22 protein-coding genes and 1 other annotated feature are annotated in these 22711 nt (G+C 55.9%); of the genes, 13 read left to right on the top strand and 9 right to left on the bottom strand.

What is annotated here, in order from left to right; all coding sequences use genetic code 11:
* Positions 1-162: 162 nt before the first annotated feature.
* Together IM303_RS17585 and ykgO are read left to right on the top strand one after the other, a co-directional pair.
* Complete coding sequence (locus IM303_RS17585) at positions 163-423, top strand: type B 50S ribosomal protein L31 (RefSeq protein WP_006176933.1); 261 nt, start codon at positions 163-165, stop codon at positions 421-423.
* Positions 424-425: 2 nt separating this feature from the next.
* On the top strand, positions 426-566 hold the full coding sequence (gene ykgO / locus IM303_RS17580; RefSeq protein ID WP_003859006.1) for a type B 50S ribosomal protein L36: 141 nt from the start codon (positions 426-428) through the stop codon (positions 564-566).
* Here the strand turns inward: ykgO and IM303_RS17575 are convergent.
* Positions 563-1273, bottom strand: a complete 711-nt coding sequence (locus tag IM303_RS17575; RefSeq protein ID WP_048999068.1) for a GNAT family N-acetyltransferase — start codon at positions 1271-1273, stop codon at positions 563-565. The two genes, ykgO and IM303_RS17575, sit on opposite strands and share 4 nt — an antisense overlap.
* Before the next feature lie 101 nt (positions 1274-1374).
* Here IM303_RS17575 and IM303_RS17570 point away from each other — a divergent pair, with 101 nt between their 5' ends.
* On the top strand, positions 1375-2835 hold the full coding sequence (locus IM303_RS17570) for a PLP-dependent aminotransferase family protein (RefSeq protein ID WP_193360136.1): 1461 nt from the start codon (positions 1375-1377) through the stop codon (positions 2833-2835).
* Here the strand turns inward: IM303_RS17570 and IM303_RS17565 are convergent.
* The 6 genes from IM303_RS17565 to acrA form a co-directional block, all read right to left on the bottom strand.
* Complete coding sequence (locus tag IM303_RS17565) at positions 2807-3274, bottom strand: YlaC family protein (RefSeq protein WP_193360135.1); 468 nt, start codon at positions 3272-3274, stop codon at positions 2807-2809. The two genes, IM303_RS17570 and IM303_RS17565, sit on opposite strands and share 29 nt — an antisense overlap.
* Positions 3275-3390: 116 nt before the next feature.
* Positions 3391-3942: a maltose O-acetyltransferase gene (maa, locus tag IM303_RS17560; RefSeq protein ID WP_028012187.1), complete on the bottom strand. Its 552-nt coding sequence runs from the start codon at positions 3940-3942 to the stop codon at positions 3391-3393.
* Positions 3943-4151: 209 nt separating this feature from the next.
* Positions 4152-4370 (bottom strand): HHA domain-containing protein, encoded by a 219-nt coding sequence (locus IM303_RS17555; RefSeq protein ID WP_008499287.1) that lies wholly within the window; start codon positions 4368-4370, stop codon positions 4152-4154.
* Positions 4371-4397: 27 nt separating this feature from the next.
* A complete protein-coding gene (tomB, locus tag IM303_RS17550; RefSeq protein WP_028012188.1) occupies positions 4398-4772 on the bottom strand; it encodes an Hha toxicity modulator TomB in 375 nt (124 codons plus the stop codon).
* A 509-nt stretch (positions 4773-5281) separates the two neighbouring features.
* On the bottom strand, positions 5282-8428 hold the full coding sequence (gene acrB, locus IM303_RS17545) for a multidrug efflux RND transporter permease subunit AcrB (RefSeq protein WP_041911061.1): 3147 nt from the start codon (positions 8426-8428) through the stop codon (positions 5282-5284).
* Between the two features lie 22 nt (positions 8429-8450).
* Positions 8451-9644, bottom strand: a complete 1194-nt coding sequence (gene acrA, locus IM303_RS17540) for a multidrug efflux RND transporter periplasmic adaptor subunit AcrA (RefSeq protein ID WP_041911060.1) — start codon at positions 9642-9644, stop codon at positions 8451-8453.
* 141 nt (positions 9645-9785) lie between these two features.
* Here acrA and acrR point away from each other — a divergent pair, with 141 nt between their 5' ends.
* Positions 9786-10439 carry a multidrug efflux transporter transcriptional repressor AcrR gene (acrR, locus tag IM303_RS17535; RefSeq protein WP_048999075.1) on the top strand — a complete coding sequence of 218 codons (654 nt, stop codon included), beginning with the start codon at positions 9786-9788 and terminating at the stop codon, positions 10437-10439.
* Positions 10440-10551: 112 nt separating this feature from the next.
* Positions 10552-13899 (top strand): mechanosensitive channel MscK, encoded by a 3348-nt coding sequence (gene mscK, locus IM303_RS17530; protein ID WP_192986286.1) that lies wholly within the window; start codon positions 10552-10554, stop codon positions 13897-13899.
* A gap of 1 nt (position 13900) precedes the next feature.
* Here the strand turns inward: mscK and rsmS are convergent, their stop codons facing one another.
* On the bottom strand, positions 13901-14077 hold the full coding sequence (rsmS, locus tag IM303_RS17525; protein ID WP_032644839.1) for a pleiotropic regulatory protein RsmS: 177 nt from the start codon (positions 14075-14077) through the stop codon (positions 13901-13903).
* 14 nt (positions 14078-14091) lie between these two features.
* Positions 14092-14619: a primosomal replication protein N'' gene (gene priC, locus IM303_RS17520; RefSeq protein ID WP_193360134.1), complete on the bottom strand. Its 528-nt coding sequence runs from the start codon at positions 14617-14619 to the stop codon at positions 14092-14094.
* 50 nt (positions 14620-14669) lie between these two features.
* Here priC and IM303_RS17515 point away from each other — a divergent pair, with 50 nt between their 5' ends.
* The 8 genes from IM303_RS17515 to hemH all read left to right on the top strand — a co-directional run bounded on the left by IM303_RS17515 (position 14670) and on the right by hemH (position 22669).
* Positions 14670-15047: a DUF454 family protein gene (locus tag IM303_RS17515; RefSeq protein ID WP_063155347.1), complete on the top strand. Its 378-nt coding sequence runs from the start codon at positions 14670-14672 to the stop codon at positions 15045-15047.
* Positions 15048-15198: 151 nt separating this feature from the next.
* Positions 15199-15750: an adenine phosphoribosyltransferase gene (gene apt / locus IM303_RS17510; protein WP_000127359.1), complete on the top strand. Its 552-nt coding sequence runs from the start codon at positions 15199-15201 to the stop codon at positions 15748-15750.
* Positions 15751-15838: 88 nt separating this feature from the next.
* The gene (gene dnaX / locus IM303_RS17505; protein WP_047367624.1) at positions 15839-17767 is read left to right on the top strand and encodes a DNA polymerase III subunit gamma/tau; all 1929 of its coding nucleotides are present in this window, start codon (positions 15839-15841) and stop codon (positions 17765-17767) included.
* Positions 17097-17161 (top strand) — a sequence feature (DnaX frameshifting element). (Overlaps the previous gene by 65 nt.)
* A gap of 53 nt (positions 17768-17820) precedes the next feature.
* A complete protein-coding gene (locus tag IM303_RS17500) occupies positions 17821-18153 on the top strand; it encodes a YbaB/EbfC family nucleoid-associated protein (protein WP_003858972.1) in 333 nt (110 codons plus the stop codon).
* Positions 18153-18758 (top strand): recombination mediator RecR, encoded by a 606-nt coding sequence (gene recR / locus IM303_RS17495; protein ID WP_048999083.1) that lies wholly within the window; start codon positions 18153-18155, stop codon positions 18756-18758. Before IM303_RS17500 ends, recR begins: the two co-directional genes overlap by 1 nt.
* Before the next feature lie 110 nt (positions 18759-18868).
* Positions 18869-20743 (top strand): molecular chaperone HtpG, encoded by a 1875-nt coding sequence (htpG, locus tag IM303_RS17490; protein WP_045259919.1) that lies wholly within the window; start codon positions 18869-18871, stop codon positions 20741-20743.
* 194 nt (positions 20744-20937) lie between these two features.
* A complete protein-coding gene (gene adk / locus IM303_RS17485; protein ID WP_006809841.1) occupies positions 20938-21582 on the top strand; it encodes an adenylate kinase in 645 nt (214 codons plus the stop codon).
* A gap of 124 nt (positions 21583-21706) precedes the next feature.
* Positions 21707-22669, top strand: a complete 963-nt coding sequence (gene hemH / locus IM303_RS17480; RefSeq protein ID WP_192986284.1) for a ferrochelatase — start codon at positions 21707-21709, stop codon at positions 22667-22669.
* Positions 22670-22711: the final 42 nt, after the last annotated feature.

Raw genomic sequence — 22711 nt, 5'->3', positions numbered from 1 at the left:
AGAAAGATTTTACCGCGAAATGAAATAGTTATAGCACGTGGGGGCAGGGTTTTCATGTTATCTAAAGCAAATCAGAAAATATCCTCAGGAGAGAGAGGGTTGTTTTTTCAACCTTGCCTGGATATTATTTGTTATGTTATAACAAAACACAAAGGATTTATGATGAAACCAAACATCCATCCAGCGTATCGCACCGTGGTATTCCACGACACCAGTGCCAATGAATACTTTAAAGTGGGTTCAACCATTAAAACCGACCGCGAAATTGAACTCGACGGTGAAACGTATCCGTACATCACTATCGAGGTTTCTTCAAAATCGCATCCGTTTTATACCGGTAAGCAAAAAACGTTTTCCACGGATGGCAGCGCAGCGCGCTTCCGCAAGCGTTTTGGCGGTTTTCTTAATGCGAAGCGGGGCTAACCATGCAGGTGCTTAACTCATTGCGCAGCGCAAAACAGCGTCACCCGGATTGCCAGATAGTCAAACGCAAGGGACGCTTATACGTGATTTGCAAATCCAATCCGCGCTTTAAGGCGGTGCAGGGACGTAAAAAAAGACGCTAGACGCGCGTTTCTCGCCAGCTTTCCAGGGATCTTTTCTGTTTGCCATCGGCAGTAAAATTGTCGGTGGCAAGCCAGCCTTCAAAGGCGCTCGCCAGCGCCGGCCACTCTTTGTCGAGAATCGAAAACCAGTCGGTATCCCGGTTACGGCCTTTTATGACCAGCGCCTGGCGAAAACGGCCTTCAAATTGAAAGCCCAGACGCAGTGCCGCTTTGCGTGATGGTTCGTTCAGGCTGTTGCACTTCCATTCATATCGCCGGTAGCCCAGGGTATCGAACGCGTACCGCATCAGCAGATATTGCGCTTCTGTTGACATGGGCGTGCGGCTTAACAGCACGGAGAAGTGAACGTGTCCCACTTCCACAACGCCGTTTTTAGGATCGATCCGCATCAGGGCCAGCGTCCCGACCGGGGCCTGGGTCTGATTATCTATAACGGTAAAGTGCATCGGGTCAGATAACTCACACACGCTTGCCACCCATTCGGTAAACTCAGCGGCCGTGGCATCGGGTTCACGCAGTAGCCACGTCCAGCTCCGGGTGTCTCCGGCCAGAGCATAGGCGGAGAACAGCGCCCCGGCATGCTCCACGCGCAGCGGTTCAAGCCGACAATAATGCCCCTGCAGTACCACCCGGGACGGATGAGGGCGAGGCTGCCAGTCGATAAGGGCTTCGCCCACAGGTTGTCCAAACTCATTGAATGTCTTCATCTTTATTTCCGTGACGTTGAGAAGAGTTCCAGATTAGAAAATTACTGGTTCCTTAAAAAGAACCACTCGGCTATGTTTTGGTGGTACCACAAGGAGATGAGATGAACATACCGGGCGATGAACTTTATACCTTGCTCCATGCTGCGCTTAAAACGCGTGGGGAAGAGACGCTCCAGCGCGCGCTCTATCTCGCTTTGAGGGAGGCCATACTGGGCGGAAGGCTTCGGTCCGGCAGCCAGCTGTCCGGCTCGCGAACGCTGGCGCAGCAGCTTTCCGTTTCACGGAACACCGTCAATGCGGCGCTGGACCAGCTCACGCTCGAAGGCTATTTGCTGCGTAACCGTCAGGGGACGCGGGTGGCGCAATTCGCCCATCGTGCCAGCCCGCGGGTTCTGACCGATCCTGAGGTCAGGCTGGCAAAACGTGTCGTCCAGCTGCCTGCGCCTGTGCCGCGCGACACCCCGGTGATGGCCTTTACGCCGGGAACGCCCGCCATCAACTATTTCCCCTTGCCGCTGTGGCGGCGATTGTACGATCGCGTCCTGCGGGAGGAGGGGAGCGCTCTGCTGGGCTATGGCGACCCGGCCGGTGAGCCGTCGCTGCGGGCAGCCATCGCCCGTCACCTTGCGCTTTCTCGCGGCATTGACTGCGACGCCAGCCAGATTGTGATAACCGAAGGGGCGCTGGAGGGCGTCAATCTGTGCACGATGCTGTTAAGCGAGCCGGGGGATGTCGCCTGGGTGGAAAATCCCGGCTACGGCGGGGCCAAAAGCGCCTTCGTCAAAACCGGCCTTGCGATGATCGGCATACCGGTGGATGACGAGGGAATGTGCTGGGAAGGGCTGCATGCGCCTTCACCTGCGCTCGTTTTCACTTCGCCGTCGCATCAGTTTCCTTACGGGAGCGTGCTCAGCGCGCGGCGGCGTCTGGCGCTGCTGGAACTGGCCCGACAGCACAAGGCGTGGATCATTGAGGACGATTATGACAGCGAGTTCCGCTATGTCGGCGAGCCCGTACCGGCGATGCTGGGCATGGTTAACAATGCGCCCGTTGTGTATCTGGGGACGTTCAGTAAAACGCTGTTTCCGTCGCTCCGAATGGGGTTCATGGTGTTACCGCCAGCGCTGGCGAAAGCGGCGCGTCCGGCCATCGGCTCGCTGCTGCGCGGCGGGCATCGCGCAGAACAGCGCACCCTGGCGCTGTTTATCGAGGAGGGGCACTATGCCCGTCATCTTGCCGCCATGCGTCGCCTGTATCGTAAGCGTTACCGCCAGCTGCGGGAGGTGCTGAGCGCAGAGCTTTATACTCCGCACCGTGTTCTTGCCGGTGAAGGGGGAATGCACCTGACATTGGCGATTGACGGTATCGACGACCAGCGGCTGGTGGAGAAAGCGAGGGCATTTCAGCTGGCACCCGCTGCGCTGAGCGGCTATTACCTGGAGACGAAGCAGGGGCAAACCGGCCTGGTTTTAGGTTACGGCAACACCTCTGCTTCGCAGTTTGCGCCGGGTATCCGACGCCTGCAGGCGTTAATTACGCAGCAGCAGGGCGGGAAAGGGTAAAAACATCATAAAAAGAGAGCTGGCCTTTCGTTGCGACCATTTTCTGCAGCTTCTCTTTGTGCACGGTTTCGACAGCCGGAGAGTGCATGATGCTGTCGATAAGCTCATTTGGCACAAAACGCGTGTTGTACCATTCGCCGTTGTAGCAGACCCGGAAATCGAGGACGTCGATATCTTCGTAACGGTAGCGGGGATTCACGTCGAAAAAGAAAAAGGCGTTAAACACGACAAACAGCACCACCAGCAGCCAGACGGAGTCCACCAGCGTTTCGGACTTCAGCATGACAATCAGCGTTGCCAGCCAGGCGGCATACATGGCAACAAACAGCCCGGGATGTTTGCGGATAAAGCTAATGCTAAAGCGCGGGCGATTGTCTCGCTTTTCGCGGTGGTTAAGATCGTCGATGGTAGCGGTAAGCAGGCGCTGTATCTCGGTCATTTTTGGCCTTTTGAGAGTTGACAATACAGGGTATCTGCCAATTTTAGGGGAGCCATCCGGCTGAAAAAAGTAACAGTCGGGCGCTAAAAGACCATAACAGTTGGCTCCCCGGAGCGTTACAGCGTTTTGATGATTTTCGCCGGGTTGCCGCCCACGACGACGTTAGCCGGCACGTCTTTCGTCACGACGGCACCGGAAGCCACAACCACATTATCCCCGATGGTGACGCCTGGGTTAATGACCGCACGTCCACCAATCCAGACATTATTGCCAATGGTGACGGGCTTACCAAACTCCACTCCGCTGTTACGTTCTTGCGCATCCAGCGGATGGGTGGCCGTATAAATATGAACGCCCGGCGCGAGCATGCAGTTGTCGCCAATATGTACAGGGCAGACATCCAGCATTACGCAATCGAAGTTGGCGTAAAAGTCTTTGCCCAGATAAATATTATATCCATAGTCACAGCGGAAGCTCGGCTCAATATACGCCCCTTCGCTTTGTCCCAGCAGTTCCGCCAGAATGTTCTGGCGTTCTGTTTTTTCGTCAGGCGCGGTGTGGTTATAGCGGTGAAGCAGATGGCGCGCCCGAAGCCGATCGGCGCGTAACGTCTCATCACCAGGGCGGTAATGTTCACCTGAAATCATCTTCTGTTTTTCTATGCTCATCGGAAACCTCTCTGGATGTTATTCCTGAAGGGTAATCGCAACAGGCGTTAAGGGGAACGTTCCCGGAAGGCCGATGTGACCACAGTCACAACATTGTTGCTGATGAGCGCGTTTAACACGGAGACCTGGCTTTCGCGCAGGGAGCATAACGGGACAGGTGAATACAGCTTATAACGTGGCGTAGAACCTCTACAGACACACTTCAAAGATTAACGGACAAATTTCCATACAGAAGTAGGGATTTTGTCATACAGCTTATTCATCGTTAGCTCTGCAAGGCGATGGTCAGCGGCTGAATAAAATACCGCCAGTTCATTATCAGAAAGCTCGTATTTATTCTTTTCAATGACGCGTTCAAGGGTGTCAATTGACTGACAACGTCGTAAGCGCATCAAATAATCGATTTTTGTGAGTGGTTTATCAGACATAAATTCACCTTAGTAATTGTAATAATTTTAACAGGAAAGACTAACCGGGTTAGCTCTGCTCACGTTGACGAAACAGCGGAATAGCCGGTTTCCCGATTTACGCCATTTTTGCAAATCCTGAGTGTTAATGCCGTAACTGCTGAACAACATAAAGGTGTCGTCCAGGTATTCATCAATTTGCTCAATGAGCTTATTATCTTCATTGTACTTAATTTTATAATTAAGTGCGAAGGTAGCGATATGCTCTATCAGCTCATTCAACTGTAAATTGATGGCAGACGTTGGGTCATTTACCCAGCCATGGTTGCTTTCATCAAGATTGGCAAGGCAGTCATGGTACAAGGATTCGCAGAGAAATTTCAACTGCGCGATATCATGCCTTTTTGGCGAGTACTCGTCCATAGCGCATCCCCTTCTGAGTGATTTCTTACTCACCGAACATCATTGTCGGGATGGATACATCTGACTTAGCTACATGAGCGCTGTGTTCCTGATAACCTAACTATAAGCCACTCCTTCCTGGATTTCACCGCGCTATTACGAAAAATTACAAATAAAACCGCAGGCTGCGAGCGTCTACGCAAATGTTCATCCGAAACTGAACTTTTTTATCAGGATTAACGATAGTTTTTTCGCTTCCTTACATTTCATTGGCTTAGCTTGCAGCCATAAGAAAAGTTCACATCCGGAGTTCCGTTTGTCTTAACTTTTAATTAGGAATATTCCTAACAGCTTAAGCAGGGAAATAGATTTAAAAAAATCCTGAGTTCACCTATTAAGTTATCAGTTAATTATGATATGTCTGTTTAAGATGGCAGAAAATAAATAGGACCTCAATAAGCTTATTTTATGATTTTTTCTGAAAATGAAAAAGGCCGCAAATGCGGCCTTTTTATTATATGAAACCGGTATCAGTGAGGTTCTACCGAATGACTGTGCTCAACATCTTCATTCTTCCGGCTGAAGCGGCGGCGCACCACCACGAAGAACACCGGGACGAAGAAGATAGCCAGTACGGTCGCGGTGATCATACCGCCCATTACACCTGTACCGACCGCGTTCTGCGCACCGGAGCCTGCACCGGAGCTAATAACCAGCGGCATTACGCCGAGGATGAACGCCAGAGAGGTCATCAGGATTGGACGCAGACGCATACGCACCGCTTCCAGCGTCGCCTCAATAAGGCCTTTACCCTCTTTCTCCATCAGATCTTTGGCGAATTCAACGATAAGTATCGCGTTCTTCGCCGACAAGCCAATGGTTGTCAGCAGGCCTACCTGGAAGTACACGTCGTTGGTCAATCCACGGAACGTTGCCGCAAGCAGCGCACCAATAACCCCGAGTGGAACCACCAGCATAACGGAGAACGGAATTGACCAGCTCTCGTACAGCGCCGCCAGACACAGGAAGACCACAATCAGTGAAATGGCGTACAGGGCAGGGGCCTGGTTACCGGACAGACGTTCCTGATAGGACATACCGGTCCAGTCATAGCCGATACCCGCAGGCAGTTTGCTAGCCAGCTCTTCCATCAGGTTCATGGCTTCACCGGTGCTTCGGCCCGGTGCGGCCTGGCCCAGGATTTCCATCGACGGCAGACCGTTGTAACGTTCCAGACGCGGAGAGCCGTATTCCCAGTGTGACGTTGAGAAGGATGAGAACGGCACCATCTGACCGTTGCTGCCGCGAACGTACCAGTTGTTAATATCGTTCGGCAACATACGGTACTGCGCTTCGGACATGACGTACACTTTCTTCACGCGACCACGGTCGATGAAGTCGTTAACGTAGCTACCGCCCCAGGCCGCGCCCAGCGTAGTATTGATGTCGCTGATGGACACGCCCAGCGCCTGCGCTTTTTCCTGATCGATGTTGATCTTATACTGCGGCGTATCTTCCAGTCCGTTTGGACGTACGCCGACCAGCAGGTCAGGGTGTTTAGCCACTTCGCCGAACAGTTGGTTACGCGCCTGCGTCAGTTTCTCGTGACCCAGACCGCCCTGGTCGATCAGCTGGAAGTCGAAGCCGGTTGCCGTACCCAGTTCAACAATCGCTGGCAGGTTAAAGGCGAAGACCATCGCATCTTTAATCTGCGAGAAGGTGCCCATGGCACGGCCCGTGATCGCTTCAACTTTATTCTCATCGCCCGGACGATCCGCCCAGTCTTTCAGAGAAACGAAGGCGATACCGGTGTTCTGACCACGACCCGCAAAGCCAAAGCCGTTAACCGCAAACACGGATTCAACGTTCGCTTTCTCTTTGGTGAGATAGTAGTCCGTCACTTCGTCCAGCACCTTCTGGGTACGCTCTTGCGATGCCCCTGCCGGAAGCTGTGCCATCGTCAGGAACACGCCCTGGTCTTCATCCGGCAGGAACGAGCTTGGCAGACGAACGAACAGGAACGCCATCCCCACTACGATGATGATATAGAGCAGCAGATAACGACCGGTACTGCGCAGGATATTGCCCACGCTGTCGGTATAGTGGTGCGTGCTCTTATCAAACATGCGGTTAAACCAGCCGAAGAACCCTTTATGCTCGCCGTGACCGCCTTTCTGAACCGGCTTCAGCATGGTGGCACACAGCGCTGGCGTCAGGATTAACGCTACCAGTACCGACAGCGCCATCGCGGAGACGATGGTAATGGAGAACTGGCGGTAAATCGCACCCGTAGAGCCCCCGAAGAAGGCCATCGGGATAAATACCGCGGACAGCACCATCGCAATACCGACCAGTGCGCCCTGGATCTGGCCCATAGATTTACGGGTGGCTTCCTTCGGCGGCAAACCTTCTTCCGCCATCACGCGCTCGACGTTCTCTACCACCACGATGGCGTCATCCACCAGCAGGCCGATGGCGAGCACCATCCCGAACATCGTCAGGGTGTTTATCGAGAACCCAAAGGCTGCAAGGATGGCGAAGGTCCCCAGCAGAACGACCGGCACGGCGATGGTTGGGATCAGCGTCGCGCGGAAGTTTTGCAGGAACAGATACATCACCAGGAACACCAGGATGATCGCTTCTACCAGCGTTTTAACCACTTCGTGAATCGAAATTTTAACGAACGGGGTAGTGTCATACGGATAAACGATTTTCAGGCCTGACGGGAAGAACGGTTCCATCTTCTTCAGTTCCGCACGGATTGCCGTCGCGGTGTCCAGGGCGTTCGCGCCTGTCGCCAGTTTGATACCCAGACCGGACGCCGGTTTACCGTTAAACTTCGCGATGATGTCGTAGTTCTCACCACCCAGCTCAACCCTGGCCACGTCGCGCAGACGAACCTGCGAACCGTCCTGGTTCACCTTCAGCAGAATTTTGCTGAACTCATCGGCGGAGGTCAGACGGGTTTGCGCGATAATGGACGCGTTAAGCTGCTGGCCTTTCACCGGCGGCGTACCGCCTAACTGACCGGCTGCCACCTGGGCGTTCTGCGCTTTAATCGCGTTAATCACGTCAACCGGCGTCAGCTGGAAGTTGTTCAGTTTGTTCGGATCCATCCAGATACGCATCGCGTACTGGGAACCGAACAGCTGAACGTCACCCACACCGGACGTACGGCTGATGGCGTCCTTCATGTTGGCGCCCACGTAGTCGGAGATATCCTCCTGCGTCATGGTGCCGTTGGTGTTAATAACGCCGACAACCATCAGGAAGCTGCTGGACGATTTCTCGACGCTCACACCCTGCTGTTGCACTTCCTGCGGCAGAAGAGGCATTGCCAGCTGCAGTTTGTTCTGGACCTGAACCTGCGCAATGTCCGCATCCGTACCGGATTCAAAGGTCAGGGTGATCTGAACCGTACCGGTGGAGTCACTGTTTGAGGACATGTACATCAGGTTATCGATACCGTTCATGTTCTGTTCGATAACCTGAGTCACGGTATCCTGCACCGTTTTCGCATCAGCCCCCGGGTAGGTTGCGGAGATCGTTACCGCCGGTGGCGCAATCGTTGGATATTGCGCAACAGGCAGCTTCAGGATCGCAAGTCCCCCGGCCAGCATGATGATAATGGCGATCACCCACGCAAATATGGGGCGATCGATAAAGAAATTAGGCATGTCTTAACGGCTCCTGTTTAAGTTAAGACTTGGTTTGTTCTGACTGGCCAGCGGCCGAAGCTTGTTGTTTATCGTCAGATGTCACTTCCTGTGCTTTTACCTGCGCGCCAGGACGTACTTTTTGCAAACCAGTAACAATCACGCGATCGCCATCTTTCAGACCTTCCGTCACCAGCCATTTATCGCCAATCGCCTGCGTGGCGGTGATATTGCGCGTTTCGACTTTGTTATCTGCCCCAACAACCAGTGCGCTCGCATCGCCGCGTGGCGTACGGGTCACACCCTGCTGTGGAACAAGAAGTGCGGTTGGATTCGTTCCTTCTTCCAGACGCGCGCGAACGAACATACCTGGCAGCAGATTTTTGTCAGGGTTCGGGAAAATCGCACGTAAGGTGATGGAACCGGTGGTCTGGTCGACCGTCACATCAGAGAATTCCAGAGTACCTTCCTGCGGGAACTTGATACCGTCGTTGGTAACCAGCTCCACTTTGGCTTTGCCGTTTTCCTGTTTCAGGGTGCCGTTAGCCAGCTCCTGTTTCAGGCGCAGGAAATCGTTGCTGGACTGCGTCACGTCAACGTAGATCGGATCAAGCTGCTGCACGGTAGCCAGCGCAGTGGTCTGCCCGTTCTGCACCAGCGCCCCTTCCGTCACGGAAGATTTACCAATACGACCGCTGATAGGGGAGGTCACTTTGGTATAGGCCAGGTTAATGCGTGCAGTTTCGACAGCCGCTTTGGCTGCTACCACGGCCGCGTTAGCCTGCTGGGCATCTGCCAGCGCGGTATCGTAATCCTGTTGACTGATGTACTTCGTGCCGAGCAGTTTCTGATAGCGGTTCAGCGTCAGCTGAGCGATTTTCGCTGCCGCTTGTGCTTTAGCCAGGTCACCTTTCGCGCTTTCATAAGAAGCCTGATAGGTCGCGGGATCAATCTGATACAGAGACTCACCGGCCTTCACATCGCCGCCTTCGGTAAAGTTACGTTTCAGGATAATGCCGCTAACCTGAGGACGCACTTCCGCAATGCGGTAAGCGTTTGTACGGCCAGGTAATTCTGTGGTGATCTGCAGAGGTTCAGATTTGAGTGTCACAACGCCGACTTCTGGCGCCTGCTGAGCTCCTTGTTGAGCCGGTTTGTCGTCACATCCTGTAAGCGCTAAGCTGCCTGAGAGCATCAGAACGACCGCCAGAGGCGTTAACCCTCTGTTTTTGTTCATATGTAAACCTCGAGTGTCCGATTTCAAATTGATCAAGGGTCCTGAGTCTAAAAACCCGTTGCTGCGTTTATATTATCGTCGTGCTATGGTACATACATTCACAAATGTATGTAAATCTGACTCCTGTAAATTCACCCACCTATGGCACGAAAAACTAAACAACAAGCGCTGGAAACCCGACAACACATTCTGGATGTGGCGATACGTTTGTTCTCTCAGCAGGGTGTTTCTTCTACCTCGCTGGCGCAAATTGCTCAGGCTGCCGGTGTGACGCGGGGAGCGATTTACTGGCATTTTAAAGACAAGTCAGATCTGTTCAGTGAAATCTGGGAGCTTTCAGAGTCCAGCATTAGCGATCTCGAGAGTGAGTATCGGGCAAAATTCCCTGACGATCCACTCTCAGTATTAAGAGAAATATTAGTATATATCCTTGAAGCAACGGTAGTTGAAGAGCGTCGCAGATTAATGATGGAAATTATCTTTCATAAATGTGAGTTCGTGGGCGAAATGGCGGTGGTGCAACAGGCGCAGCGCAGCCTCAGCCTGGAGAGCTACGATCGAATCGAACAGAACCTGAACCTGTGTATGCAGGCAAAGCTGTTACCGGCCAATTTACTCACCCGTCGGGCGGCCATCCTGATGCGCAGCTACATTTCAGGTCTGATGGAAAACTGGCTGTTTGCGCCGCAATCGTTTGATCTTAAAGCGGAAGCCCGCAGCTACGTCGCGATTTTACTGGAAATGCTACAGCTCTGCCCGACGCTGCGCAGCGACGCCCCTTCGCTCACGGCCTGAGCCCTTCCAGGATTTATCTCAGAGGCTTACGTTCTCGCTATTCTGCTTCCGACGAGCGTGATATTCTTCACGCCGGACTATTTTCGGTCATCTGCTGACATCATTCACAACTATGCTGCCCATCAATCGCTCGCAACATCCTGTATTTGCATTGCTCTTTGCTATGCTGTTTTTCTTCGCCACGGCGCCGCTGACCTGGGCCCGCGCCGACAACAGTAACGATATCCCCACGCGCGCTGATGTTCAGTCGCAGCTCGACACGCTGAATAAACAAAAAGAACTCTCTCCTCAGGAAAAACTGACGCAGCAGGATCTGACGGAAACGCTGGAAACGCTGGATAAAATTGAACGCGTTAAGGCTGAAACTGCACAGCTTCGTCAGAAGGTGGCGCAGGCGCCGGAGAACATGCGTAAGGCCACGGAAGCGCTAAGCGCGCTAAGCGACGTCGATAACGACGATGAAACGCGCAAAACGCTCTCCACGCTCTCCTTACGCCAGCTGGAATCGCGCGTCGCGCAATTGCTCGACGATCTGCAAACCGCACAGTCCGATCTCGCTACCTATAACAGCCAGCTCGTCTCCCTGCAAACCCAGCCCGAGCGCGTGCAAAACGCGATGTACGCCGCGTCTCAGCAGCTGCAGCAGATCCGCAACCGCCTGAACGGCACGACGGTAGGGGAGGGCACGCTGCGCCCGACCCAGCAAACCCTGCTGCTGGTTCAGCAGTCGCTGCTCAATGCGCAAATTGAACAGCAGCGTAAAAGCCTGGAAGGGAATACGGTGCTGCAGGACACGCTCCAGAAGCAGCGTGATTACGTCACCGCGAACATTAATCGTCTGGAGCATCAGCTTCAGCTGTTGCAGGAGGCGGTAAACAGCAAACGCCTGACCCTGACGGAAAAAACCGCTCAGGAAGCCGTCTCGCCGGACGAAACTGCCCGCATTCAGGCCAACCCGCTGGTGAAACAGGAGCTTGAAGCTAACCACCAGCTCAGCCAGCGCCTGATACTGGCGACGGAAAGCGGCAACTCGCTGGTTCAGCAAAATATCAAAGTGAAGAACTGGCTGGATCGCGCGTTGCAGGCGGAGCGCAACATCAAAGAGCAGATCGCGGTTCTGAAGGGCAGCCTCCTGCTGTCGCGTATTCTCTACCAGCAGCAGCAGACGCTGCCGTCTGCCGACGAGCTGGAGGACATGACCAACCGCATTGCGGATTTACGTCTGGAGCAGTTTGACGTCAACCAGCAGCGCGATGCCCTTTTCCAGAGTGATGCCTTCGTCGCCAAAATTGAAGAGGGGCACTCCAGTGACGTAAACCCGGAAGTACATGACGCGCTGCTCCAGGTGGTGGATATGCGCCGTGAACTGCTTGACCAGCTCAATAAACAGCTGGGCAACCAGCTGATGATGGCAATTAACCTGCAGATCAACCAGCAGCAGCTGGTCAGCGTGTCAAAAAGCCTGCAGGAGATTTTGACGCAGCAGATTTTCTGGGTGAACAGCAACAAGCCGATGGACTGGGACTGGATTAAGTCCTTCCCGGAGACGCTGAAAACGCAGATTAAGAGCATGAAAATCACCGTGAACTGGGAGAAAGCCTGGCCTGCGGTAATGATTGCTTTCCTGGCGGGCTTACCGCTGCTGCTGATTGCCGGTCTGATCCGCTGGCGTTTGAAATGGCTGAAACAGTACCAGGCGAAGCTGGCCTCGGAAGTGGGGCAACTGCGTAACGACAGCCAGCTCCATACGCCAAAAGCGATTCTGATCGATCTCATTCGCGCGCTGCCGGTGTGCCTGATTATTCTGGCCGTGGGCCTGATCCTGCTCACGATGCAGCTTAACGTCAGCGATCTGCTCTGGGCGTTCAGTAAAAAACTGGCGCTGTTCTGGCTGGTATTTGGCGTGTGCTGGAAGGTGCTCGAAAAAGACGGCGTGGCGGTCCGTCACTTCAACATGCCGGCTCAGCTGACCAGCCACTGGCGTCGCCAGATTGTGCGCGTCAGCCTGGCGCTCCTGCCGCTGCACTTCTGGTCGGTAGTCTCCGAGCTTTCCCCGCTGCATCTGATGGATGATGTGCTGGGTCAACTGGTCATTCTGCTCAACCTGCTGCTGATTGCGATCCTGATGTGGCCGATGTGCCGCGACAGCTGGCGTGATAAAGAGTCCCACAATATCCGTCTGGCCACCGTGACGGTGCTGGCGATCATTCCGCTGGCGCTGATGGTGCTTACGGCAACGGGCTACTTCTACACCACGCTGCGCCTGTCCGGGCGCTGGATCGAGACGGTCTATCTGGTGATCGTCTGGAACCTGCTCTATCAGACCGTGCTGCGCGGCTTAAGCGTCGCGGCCCGCCGCATTGCTTACCGTCGTGCCATTGCGCGTCGTCAGCATCAGGTGAAAGAGGGGGCTGAAGGCGCGGAGCCGCAGGAAGAGCCGACCATCGCGCTGGAGCAGGTTAACCAGCAGACGCTGCGTATCACCATGCTGGTGATGATCGCGCTGTTTGCGGTGATGTTCTGGGCGATCTGGTCTGATTTAATTACCGTCTTCGCCTATCTCGACAGTATTACCCTCTGGCAGTACAACGGTACCGAAGCCGGCGCGGCGGTGATGAAAAGCGTCACCATGGGCAGCCTGCTGTTTGCGCTGGTGTCGTCGGTGGTGGCCTGGGCGCTGATTCGTAACCTGCCGGGTCTGCTGGAAGTGCTGGTGCTCTCAAGGCTGAACCTGCGCCAGGGGGCGTCTTACGCCATCACCACCATCCTGAATTACGTCATCATTATCGTCGGGGCGATGACGGTATTCGGCTCGCTGGGCGTCTCGTGGGATAAACTGCAGTGGCTGGCGGCGGCCCTCTCGGTCGGTCTTGGTTTTGGCCTGCAGGAGATCTTCGGTAACTTTGTCTCCGGCCTGATTATCCTCTTCGAACGTCCGGTGCGTATCGGCGATACCGTCACCATCGGCACGTTCTCCGGGACCGTCAGCAAGATCCGAATTCGTGCGACCACCATCACCGACTTCGATCGCAAAGAGGTGATCATCCCGAACAAAGCGTTCGTGACCGAGCGTCTGATCAACTGGTCGCTCTCTGATACGGTGACGCGCGTGGTGATCCGCCTGGGCGTAGCCTATGGATCGGATCTGGATAAGGTGAAAGAGGTGCTGCTGAAGGCGGCGTCTGAGCATCCGAAAGTGATGCACGATCCTGCCCCGGCTGTGTTCTTCACCACCTTTGGGCCGAGTACGCTGGATCACGAGCTGCGTTTATACGTGCGCGAGCTGCGCGACCGCAGCTACACGGTGGATGAGCTTAACCGCTCTATCGATCGCCTGTGCCGTGAAAACGATATTAATATCGCCTTCAACCAGCTTGAGGTTCACCTGCGTAACGAGAAAGGTGATGAGCATACGGAAGTGAAGCGCGACATTAAGGGCGACGACCCGACTCCGGCTTAATCTATTTTCCCTCTCCCACGGGGAGAGGGTTAGGGTGAGGGGGAAGTTTCCCCTCAAAATCCCGCCGCACAATCTCCAGCGCTTTAAGCACCGTCCCGGCGGGGATCTCATGATTCTCCAGCAGCATAATCAAATCGACGGCCAGCTTGACCTCATCGGGTGCATTTTCCAGTGACATAGATGTGGCTCCAGTTAACGGGTCAGGCGTTCAATCACGCGTTCAATATCATCCAGCGCCTGACGGCAGCGGACGATGCGGCCTTCCAGCGCGCTAATCTCGCGCATCAATAGCTGCTGCTCTTCCAGCGTTTCGCTGGTGTTCAGGCGGGCTTCGCGCTCGCGCTTCATCTCAAACAGACGCCGCTCAAACTCCTGGTTCTCCAGCCGCTTGCGCTGCCATTTTCCCAGCCCAGGCGAGGCGCTGTCCCACACCCGTAGCGGCCAGGCGGCGATTTCGCGGTGCAGGGCGGCGATCTGCTCGGTAAGATGCTCAGCAAGCCACACCACCTGTTCCTGCTGTTCACTCTCAACCGCGTGGCGAAGCTCATCGAGGTTGGTCTGCATCTCAGCAAGGTAATCCTGAATGACGGTGCTGCGGGTGCGGAAAAGCTGCCGGTCAAAGCGCGGTTTCAGCGTGGCGTGTCCCATCAGCGGCGTGGCCTGCGCCCGCAGAGCGATCAGCTGATTTTGCAGCTTCTCAAGAAGCAGTGCTGTTTTCAATGCGCTCTCCAGTGGTAAAGTAGCCGTTCAGTTTGATAACGATTCGCATTATGCAGCGTACTATTTTAATCATCATTGGCTGGCTCGCGGTAGTGCTGGGTACGCTGGGCATCGTATTGCCCTTGCTGCCGACCACCCCGTTTATCCTGCTGGCCGCCTGGTGCTTCGCCCGCTCGTCGCCGCGTTTTCACCACTGGCTGCTGTACCGCTCGTGGTTTGGCGGCTACCTGCGGCACTGGCAAAAACACCGGGCCATGCCGCCCGGGGCCAAGCCGCGCGCCATTGCCTTTATCCTGATCACCTTCGCCATTTCGTTATGGCTGGTGAACATGATGTGGGTGCGTATTCTGCTGCTGGCGATCCTGGCCTGCCTGCTGATCTTCATGTGGCGGATCCCCGTGGTTGATGAAAAGCAACAAAAGCACTGAAGCCTCATCATGGCGGTTGCAATTATGGCGCGCAGCCAGTAAATTCGACCGTTTTCGAGCACAGGTGCGCCTGGTCAAAGGTTAAACAACTGTTACTTTGACCGACTCGTCGCGCGCCGTGAGTAACACTGTTTCATTTAGGCACAAACCGATGACCGCAACTGCACAGCAGCTTGAATATCTGAAAAATAGCATCAAAAGCATCCAGGACTATCCAAAGCCTGGCATTCTTTTCCGTGATGTCACCAGCTTGCTGGAAGACCCGAAAGCGTACGCGCTCAGCATTGAACTGCTGGTCGAACGTTATAAAAACGCCGGGATCACCAAAGTAGTAGGTACCGAAGCCCGCGGCTTCCTGTTTGGCGCACCGGTTGCGCTGGCGATGGGCGTGGGTTTTGTGCCGGTGCGTAAGCCGCGCAAACTGCCGCGTGAAACCATCGCGGAGAGCTACGAGCTGGAGTACGGCACCGATCAGCTGGAGATCCACGTTGACGCGATCAAGCCCGGCGACAAAGTGCTGGTGGTTGACGATCTGCTGGCAACCGGCGGCACCATTGAAGCGACCGTCAAGCTGATCCGCCGTCTGGGTGGTGAAGTGACCGACGCGGCCTTCATCATCAACCTGTTCGATCTTGGCGGTGAACAGCGCCTGGAAAAACAGGGCATTACCAGCTACAGCCTGGTGCCTTTCCCGGGTCATTAATCCCGGTTTTCACAACCTCGCTCAATGGGTGAGGTTGTGATAGCATTCCCCTCCATAAATTCACCTTCCAGCGTTGCAGAGCCTGCCCATGAGTTATCAGGTGTTAGCCCGTAAATGGCGACCACAAACCTTTGCTGACGTTGTCGGTCAGGAACATGTGCTGACGGCCCTGGCGAACGGCTTGTCGCTAGGTCGCATCCATCATGCCTATCTTTTTTCCGGCACCCGCGGCGTCGGTAAGACTTCTATTGCCCGTCTGCTGGCGAAAGGTCTGAACTGCGAAACCGGGATCACCGCCACCCCGTGCGGCGTATGTGACAACTGCCGCGAGATCGAGCAGGGGCGTTTTGTCGATCTGATCGAGATCGACGCCGCCTCGCGTACCAAGGTGGAAGACACCCGCGATCTGCTCGACAACGTGCAGTACGCCCCGGCGCGCGGCCGCTTCAAGGTCTACCTGATCGATGAAGTGCACATGCTGTCGCGCCACAGCTTTAACGCCCTGCTGAAAACGCTGGAAGAGCCGCCCGCGCACGTTAAATTCCTGCTGGCGACCACCGATCCGCAAAAGTTGCCGGTCACCATCCTGTCGCGCTGCCTGCAGTTCCACCTGAAGGCGCTGGACGTCGAACAGATCCGCGCGCAGCTTGAGCACATCCTTGATGAAGAGAAGATCGTTCACGAGCCGCGCGCCCTGCAGCTGCTGGCCCGCGCGGCTGACGGCAGCCTGCGTGATGCGCTAAGCCTGACCGACCAGGCGATCGCCAGCGGTGACGGCAAGCTCTCGACCGAAGCGGTCAGCACCATGCTCGGCACGCTGGATGACGATCAGGCGCTGTCGCTCATCGAAGCGATGATTGCCGCCAACGGCGAGCGCGTGATGTCGCTGGTGAACGCGGCCGCTGCCCGCGGTATTGAGTGGGAAGCGCTGCTGGTTGAGATGCTCAGCCTGCTGCACCGCGTGGCGATGCTGCAGCTGTCTCCGTCGGCCATCGGTGCGGATATGGCCGCTATTGAACAGCGGATGCGTGAACTTGCCCGCACCGTGCCGCCTGCCGACGTGCAGCTGTATTACCAGACGCTGCTGATTGGCCGCAAAGAGCTACCGTTCGCGCCGGACCCCAGGATGGGCGTCGAAATGACGCTGCTGCGCGCGCTGGCGTTCCACCCGCGCATGCCGTTGCCGGAACCGGAAGCGCCCCGACAGTCCTTTGCGCCGGTTGCTCCGACCGCGGTAATGTCACCGCAGCAGGTGCCACCGCAGCCGACGCCGCCGCCACAGCAAAATGTGCCGCTGTCGGATGCCACCAGTTCGGTGCTTGCCGCACGCAGCCAGCTGCAGCGTGCGCAGGGAGTAACCAAACCAAAAAAGAGTGAACCGGCAGCGCCAGGAAGAGCGCGGCCGGTGAACAACGCCGCGCTTGAACGACTGGCCTCGGTAACGGAGCGCGTACAGTCGCGTCCGGCACCGTCCGCGCTCGAGCAGAAAGCCCCGGTGAAAGAAGAGGCTTACCGCTGGAAGGCGACCACCGTTGTTGAAACGGTCAAGGAAGTGGTCGCCACGCCGAAAGCGCTGAAAAAGGCGCTGGAGCATGAAAAAACGCCGGAGCTTTCCGCTAAGCTCGCCGAAGAGTCCATCGCGCGCGACGCCTGGGCCGCTGAGGTCAGCCAACTCCAGTTGCCGAAGCTGGTGGAGCAGGTCGCGCTAAACGCCTGGAAAGAGCAGGACGGCAATCAGGTGCGTCTGCACCTGCGTCCGGGCCAGCGGCACCTCAATTCCCCTGGCGCGCAAAAGGCGCTGGCCGAGGCGCTTGCTGCTTTACAGGGTTCACCGGTTGAATTGACTATCATTGAAGATGATAATCCGGCAGTGAAAACGCCGCTCGAGTGGCGCCAGGCCATTTATGAAGAGAAGCTCGCGCAGGCGCGCGAGGCAATTATTGCGGATAACAACATTCAGACCCTGCGCCGGTTCTTCGACGCCGATCTGGATGAAGAGAGTATTCGCCCCATTTGATCGTGAGTCTGACTTACGGTTGTAATCCTTAACGTGAAAGAAGAGAGAAGCCTATGTTTGGTGGAAAAGGCGGTCTGGGTGGCCTGATGAAGCAGGCTCAGCAGATGCAGGAAAAAATGCAGAAGATGCAGGAAGAGATCGCTCAGCTGGAAGTCACGGGTGAATCCGGTGCCGGTCTGGTCAAGGTGACCATCAACGGTGCGCACAACTGCCGTCGCGTTGAAATCGACCCGAGCCTGCTCGAAGACGACAAAGAGATGCTGGAAGATCTGGTAGCAGCCGCGTTTAACGATGCCGCTCGCCGTATCGACGAAACCCAGAAAGAGAAAATGGCCTCTGTTTCCAGCGGTATGCAGCTGCCGCCGGGCTTTAAGATGCCATTCTGATGCAAACCAGTCCGCTGCTCACGCAGTTAATGGAAGCACTGCGCTGCCTGCCGGGCGTTGGCCCGAAGTCGGCGCAGCGCATGGCGTTTACGCTATTGCAGCGCGACCGCAGCGGCGGGATGCGCCTGGCGCAGGCTCTGACCCGCGCCATGTCAGAAATTGGTCACTGTGCGGATTGCCGGACCTTTACCGAGCAGGACGTGTGTAACATCTGTACGAACCCGCGTCGTCAGGAGAACGGCCAGATTTGCGTGGTGGAGAGTCCGGCGGACATCTACGCCATCGAACAAACCGGGCAGTTTTCCGGCCGCTATTTCGTGCTGATGGGGCATCTCTCCCCGCTGGACGGCATTGGCCCGGACGATATCGGTCTTGACCGCCTTGAACAGCGTCTTGAATCCGAAATGATCAAAGAGGTGATCCTCGCCACCAACCCCACGGTGGAAGGGGAGGCAACCGCCAACTACATCGCCGAGCTGTGCGCGCAGTACGGCGTTGACGCCAGCCGCATCGCCCACGGCGTGCCGGTCGGCGGCGAGCTGGAAATGGTCGACGGCACCACGCTGTCGCACTCTCTGGCCGGACGTCACAAGATTATTTTCTGACCAAACGGAGGCCGCGCGCGCGGCCTCCGCTTGAAAATTTCCCCCCGTATCCCCATCTCTCACTCAACGTTTTAAAACCCCATTAAATGGCATTGTTGAGGTCGACATAGATGAAAGGACAAGAAACCCGTGGTTTCCAGTCAGAAGTAAAACAGCTTCTGCACCTGATGATCCATTCCCTGTATTCCAACAAAGAAATTTTCCTGCGTGAGCTGATTTCCAACGCCTCCGATGCGGCGGACAAGCTGCGCTTCCGCGCGCTGTCTAACCCGGATCTGTACGAAGGCGACGGCGAGCTGCGCGTGCGCGTCTCTTTCAACAAAGAGAACCGCACCCTGACGATTGCCGATAACGGCATCGGGATGAACCGCGACGAGGTCATCGACCACCTCGGGACCATCGCGAAATCCGGCACCAAAGCGTTCCTGGAGTCCATGGGCTCTGACCAGGCGAAAGACAGCCAGCTGATTGGCCAGTTCGGCGTAGGCTTCTACTCGGCGTTCATCGTGGCGGACAAAGTCACCGTGCGCACCCGCGCGGCGGGCGACAGCGCCGAGAACGGCGTGCTGTGGGAATCCAAAGGGGAAGGCGAATACACCGTTGATGACATCACCAAAGCGGATCGCGGCACCGAAATCACCCTCCACCTGCGCGAAGGCGAAGATGATTTCCTGAACGACTGGCGCGTACGCTCCATCATCAGCAAATATTCCGACCACATCGCGCTGCCAGTAGAGATTGAAAAACAGGAAGAGAAAGACGGTGAAACCGTTGTTTCCTGGGAGAAAATCAACAAGGCGCAGGCGCTGTGGACGCGTAACAAGGCTGAAATCAAAGACGACGAGTACAACGAGTTTTATAAGCACATCGCTCACGACTTTACCGACCCGCTGACCTGGAGCCACAACCGCGTGGAAGGGAAGCAGGAGTACACCAGCCTGCTGTACATTCCGGCACAGGCACCGTGGGACATGTGGAACCGCGATCACAAGCACGGCCTGAAGCTGTACGTGCAGCGCGTCTTCATCATGGACGACGCCGAGCAGTTCATGCCGAACTACCTGCGCTTTGTTCGTGGCCTGATAGACTCCAACGATCTGCCGCTGAACGTCTCCCGTGAAATCCTCCAGGACAGCACCGTTACCCGTAATCTGCGTAACGCTCTGACCAAACGTGCGTTGCAGATGCTGGAAAAACTGGCGAAAGACGACGCGGAAAAATACCAGACCTTCTGGAAACAGTTCGGCCTGGTGCTGAAAGAAGGCCCGGCTGAAGACATGGCGAACGTTGAAACTATCGCCAAACTGCTGCGCTTCGCCTCTACGCATACCGACTCCTCCGCCCAGACCGTGTCGCTGGAAGAGTACGTCTCCCGCATGAAGGAAGGGCAGGAGAAGATCTACTACATCACTGCCGACAGCTATGCGGCAGCGAAGAGCAGCCCGCACCTGGAGCTGCTGCGTAAGAAAGGCATTGAAGTGCTGCTGCTTTCTGACCGCATCGACGAGTGGATGATGAACTACCTGACCGAGTTCGACGGTAAGGCGTTCCAGTCCGTTGCCAAAGCCGACGAGTCCATCGACAAGCTGGCGGATGAAGTGGACGAAAGCGCGAAAGAAGCCGAGAAGGCGCTGGAGCCGTTCGTTGAGCGTGTCAAAACCCTGCTGGGCGACCGCGTGAAAGAGGTGCGCTTTACGCACCGTCTGACCGATACTCCGGCTATTGTCACCACCGATGCGGACGAAATGAGCACCCAGATGGCGAAGCTGTTCGCCGCGGCGGGCCAGGCCGTGCCGGAAGTGAAATATATCTTTGAGCTTAATCCGGATCATCCGCTGGTGAAACGCGCGGCGGATACCCAGGACGAAGCTCGCTTTGCCGAGTGGGTTGAACTCCTGCTGGATCAGTCCCTGCTGGCCGAGCGCGGCACCCTGGAAGATCCTAACCTGTTCATTAAACGTGTGAATGCGCTGCTGCTGGCGTAACTGACCATGTCTCCCTGGTCTTCTCCCTCTCCCCGTGGGTGAGGGCCGGGGTGAGGGCACCAGACCGCACTCTCCCAAATTATCTCCCCCCATTAACCGTTTCAGCCTTCCCGCCTTCCTTGAGCCACGCCCGTTCTGGTGGTATTGTTTAGCGCTTTTGAAAAATTGAAACGACATTTGAGGGGATTTTCGCAATGCGTATTATTCTGCTTGGCGCTCCGGGCGCGGGTAAAGGAACTCAGGCTCAGTTCATCATGGAGAAATACGGTATTCCGCAAATCTCCACCGGTGACATGCTGCGCGCCGCTGTAAAATCTGGCTCCGAGCTGGGTAAACAAGCGAAAGACATCATGGACGCAGGCAAGCTGGTAACCGACGAGCTGGTTATCGCGCTGGTTAAAGAGCGCATTGCGCAGGAAGACTGCCGTAACGGTTTCCTGCTGGACGGCTTCCCGCGCACCATTCCTCAGGCTGACGCCATGAAAGAAGCGGGCATCAACGTGGACTACGTTCTGGAGTTCGACGTACCGGACGAGCTGATCGTTGACCGTATCGTTGGCCGTCGCGTGCACGCTGCCTCTGGCCGCGTTTACCACATCAAATTCAACCCGCCTAAGGTTGAAGGCAAAGACGACGTGACCGGCGAAGAGCTGACCACCCGTAAAGACGATCAGGAAGAGACCGTGCGTAAACGCCTGGTTGAATACCATCAGATGACCGCGCCGCTGATTGGCTACTACACCAAAGAAGCGCAGGCGGGTAACACCAAATACGCCAAAGTTGACGGCACCAAAGCCGTGGCTGACGTACGTGCAGAGCTGGAAAAAATCCTCGGCTAATCGCGCGCCTCTCACCCGGGCTCCCGGGTGAGAAATATTCTCATCTTACCTATTACAGCAATGGGTTTCGTTTAAACGCATTTCCGCTACAATTGACAACCTATCAAATGGTTAAGAGGCGTGAATGAGTCAGGCGAAAACCGGCATCCTGCTTGCCAATCTGGGCACCCCAGAAGCACCCACTCCAGCGGCGGTAAAACGCTACCTGCGACAATTTTTAAGCGACACGCGCGTCGTGGATTTTCCGAGACTGCTGTGGTGGCCGCTGCTGCGTGGCGTCATTCTGCCGATTCGCTCTCCGCGCGTCGCCAAACTTTATCAGTCCGTCTGGATGGAAGAGGGCTCGCCGCTGATGGTGTACAGCCGTCGTCAGGAAAAAGCGCTGGCCGCCCGTCTGCCGGATATGCCCGTCGCACTCGGCATGAGCTACGGTAAACCTTCGCTGGAAAGCGCCGTCGACGCGCTGCTGGCACAGGGCGTGGATCATATCGTCGTGCTGGCCTTGTATCCGCAGTACTCCTGCTCGACGGTGGCCGCCGTCTGGGACGAGCTGGCGCGTATTCTGAAGACGCGTCGCCGCATTCCAGGCGTGACCTTTATTCGCGATTACGCCGATAACGACCTCTACATCAAGGCCCTTGCCAACAGCGCTCGTGCGTCGTTTGAAAAGCACGGCGAACCGGATCTGCTGCTGCTCTCCTATCACGGTATTCCGCAGCGTTTCGCCAATGAAGGGGATGATTACCCCCAGCGCTGCCGCGATACCACCCGCGAGCTGGTCTCCGCCCTTGGCCTGCCGCCGGAGAAGGTGATGATGACCTTCCAGTCGCGCTTTGGCCGCGAGCCGTGGCTGACGCCGTACACCGATGAAACCCTCAAAATGCTTGGCGAGAAGGGCGTGAAGCACATTCAGGTGATGTCGCCGGGCTTCTCGGCGGACTGCCTTGAAACGCTGGAGGAGGTCGCGGTGCAAAACCGGGAATTTTTCCTTGAGGCCGGCGGCGAAAAGTATGAGTACATTCCGGCGCTTAACGACTCACCTGAGCATATCGACATGATGGTCTCGCTGGTGACGAACAGCCGCTGATCGCACTCCGGGCCGGGTTTGTGCTACCATTCCCGGCCCATA

The sequence above is a fragment of the Enterobacter cloacae complex sp. P38RS genome, assembly GCF_014930775.1.
GTDB lineage: Bacteria > Pseudomonadota > Gammaproteobacteria > Enterobacterales > Enterobacteriaceae > Enterobacter > Enterobacter bugandensis.
Note: the sequence above shows the minus strand (reverse complement) of the source record. Positions and strands in the feature narration are given on the sequence as shown.